Source organism: Glutamicibacter sp. BW80, from assembly GCF_002332385.1.
Taxonomy (GTDB): domain Bacteria; phylum Actinomycetota; class Actinomycetes; order Actinomycetales; family Micrococcaceae; genus Glutamicibacter.
Genome location: NZ_NRGV01000044.1, coordinates 1 through 2,628 on the forward strand (window position 1 = coordinate 1; position 2,628 = coordinate 2,628).

Annotated in this window: 2 protein-coding genes; both read right to left on the reverse strand. The window is 56.7% G+C overall.

Features of this window, described 5'->3' with window-relative positions:
* Nucleotides 1-159 precede the first annotated feature (159 nt).
* Nucleotides 160-906: an IS21-like element ISAar33 family helper ATPase IstB gene (gene istB, locus CIK76_RS12100; RefSeq protein ID WP_096286802.1), complete on the reverse strand. Its 747-nt coding sequence runs from the start codon at nucleotides 904-906 to the stop codon at nucleotides 160-162.
* Complete coding sequence (gene istA / locus CIK76_RS12105; protein ID WP_096286804.1) at nucleotides 903-2,465, reverse strand: IS21 family transposase; 1,563 nt, start codon at nucleotides 2,463-2,465, stop codon at nucleotides 903-905. Before istA ends, istB begins: the two co-directional genes overlap by 4 nt.
* Between the last annotated feature and the right edge of the window lie 163 nt (nucleotides 2,466-2,628).

A 2,628-nucleotide genomic window follows, 5' to 3' on the forward strand; every position in this document is an offset into this window, starting at 1 on the left:
TGAATATTTGACTCTTTGAGAGCCACCGATATTCCCACCCAGAGCCACCCGTTATTGCGGTTCGGAGCCACCCAATATTCTCATTCAGAGCCACCACCCAGCCTTGACGGTTGACCGGCGGCTCTGAACAAGGAATCTCACCGTGGACGCTTGATGCGTTTAGCGCCCAGCACTCATGTTCGCCTCACGCATGTTGAACCCACCGGTCTCAATCCAGATCGTATTGTGCACGATGCGGTCCATGATTGCGTCGGCTAACGCACCAGCACCCAACCGGGCATGCCAATCAGCCTGCTTGTACTGAGTGCAGAAAACAGTCGACGCGGCATCGTACCTTCGCTCCATGAGCTCGAAGATGAAACTCAAGAACTCTCCACTCGGCGGTTCCAAAAGCCATTCGTCCAATACCAGCGCACTGTAATTGGCATACTTACGCAACAGCTTCTGCACGCCCAACGGCTTGTTGGCGGCCTGCTGCCATTCTTCTTCGAGGTCCGGCATCCGCACGTATCCGGTACGGTAGCTGTGGACACAGGCCTGCTTCGCCACGGCGCACGCCAGATAGGACTTGCCGGACCCCGTAAAACCTTGAAAAACCAGATTTCTGTTGAGCTCAATGAAATGGCAGGTCGCCAACTGAGCCAGCAGCGGCTGGTTCAAGCCCCGCTCTTCAGCCCGGTCCACTTTCCGTAAGTCAGCCTGCGGATAACGGAGCTTAGCGCGACGGATTAGACCGTGGGACTTCGTATTCAGAAATAGCCCGTGGGCTTGGTCCACGGCCAGCTCGATCCGTGCTTCGATACTTAATGACATGCTCACCACATCGTCTTGTGATTCGAATGCCGTGAGCAGGTCGCCGGCGGCCATCTCGCGGAGTTTGCGCTTGGTTTCGGTGTTCAGGTTCATCGGGTCTTCCTTGCGTAGTAGTCGCTGCCTCGTACGTATCCAGTGTTGTCTTCAGCTGCTGGCGGGAGGGTCGCTTCTTTCCAGTTCTCGTCCTGCCGGTTCTGCAGAATCGGATGTAAATGCCCGTAGCGTGGGGAGCGGATCCGTGACTGCAATGCGACGAAGCAAGCGTCCTCCAGTCGGTTTGGACTGTATTTTGAAGACAAGCGCAGCACGGCCAGGGCGGGGTTGATTCCTTGCTCGGCAACCGGCACGGAAACGAAGATCTTATCGATCACCTGCACCGTGTTCGGGCCGATGCGGTGAGCCCATCCGCGGAGCCGTTTGGGGTCCCATGAGCGGTACTTGCGTTCTGGTGGGATATCGGCGTCATTGGTCCGATACTGATTCACTGTGGACGCATCACACAAGAGGTGACTGCTGAGCCGTTGGGACTGAAGATAGACTTCCAACGTCTTGGACGTGATCCTCAGGTCCACGGTGGCGCCGACGTGTTTGAGCGGGACGGAGTAGAAGTTCTTCTTCCACGTCACGTAGCTGTTCTTGGCTACCTTGCGTCCGTGGACCCAGCCGCTCATCTCGTATGGCACCATTGGTAGCGGACGCAGCAGTGGTTGCTCTTCTTCATGGAAAACGCTTTGGCGGGAGCCGGCACGTTTCTGGAAGGGTTGCGCGTTATAGGCTTCGGCCTGCCGATAGATGGCCGTACGCAGTGAATCAAGCGTGGTGAACTTTTCATGACGTAGTGAAGCGATCACCCATGTAGCCACATGACCCACGGTATTTTCCACGCTGGATTTGTCTTTTGGCCTGCGGACGCGGCCTGGCAGGATCGCGGAAGAGTAGTGCTCGGCGAGGTGACGGTAGGCATCGTTGAGGATAATCTCCCCTTCGGCGGGATGCTTGATCACCCCGGTTTTCAGGTTGTCACACACGATCCGCGGCACGCTGCCGCCGAAAGCGTTGAACATCGCTGCGTGGCATAGCATCCAGGATTCCTGCTTCATATCGAGGCAGGGTTCAACGAACGCGTACCGGCTGAACGGTAGGCATGCGACGAACAAATACACCGTGGATCGTCGGCCCGTGACCGGGTCATGCAGGGCCATCGTTGGGCCTGACCAGTCAACTTCGACGCTGACACCGGATTTATGCTCCACTCGTGAGGTGGCCCCGTGTTCCAGGACGTAACGTTGGTAGGACTTGCAGAACCGGTCGTAACCCATGAATGCTGCGCCGGTGGTTTTGGCCTGATCGGAGTATTCGCCGTGCAGGAGCTTCAGGTTGGTGCCGACTTTGGCCAGTTCCTTATGCACGGTGGGCCAGTCCGGTTGGGTGAACACGCTTTCGTGCTCGCTGCGGCCAGGGAACAAGAGTTCGTAGACTTTGTCTTCGGTGAGGTCCTTGAACTCGTCCCAGCTACTGGAGTTGGCGGCGGCAGCGTTGAGGACTTCTGCGACACTATTGCGGGAAATGCCTTGGGTGGACGCGATGGTGCGTCCTGACAAGCCCTCGGCGCGAAGCTGGAGTATTCGCTTCGCTTTGATCTTTCGTACCATTGAAAATGGCTCCTTTCACCACGCAGGCTGTTGCGTGGTGGGAGGAGTTTATACAGGGTGGCTCTGAGAGAGAATATTGGGTGGCTCTGAAAGACAATAACGTCATCTCGACGTGGCGGCTCTGAATCGCAATATCGGTGGCTCTCAAAGAGTCAAATATTCA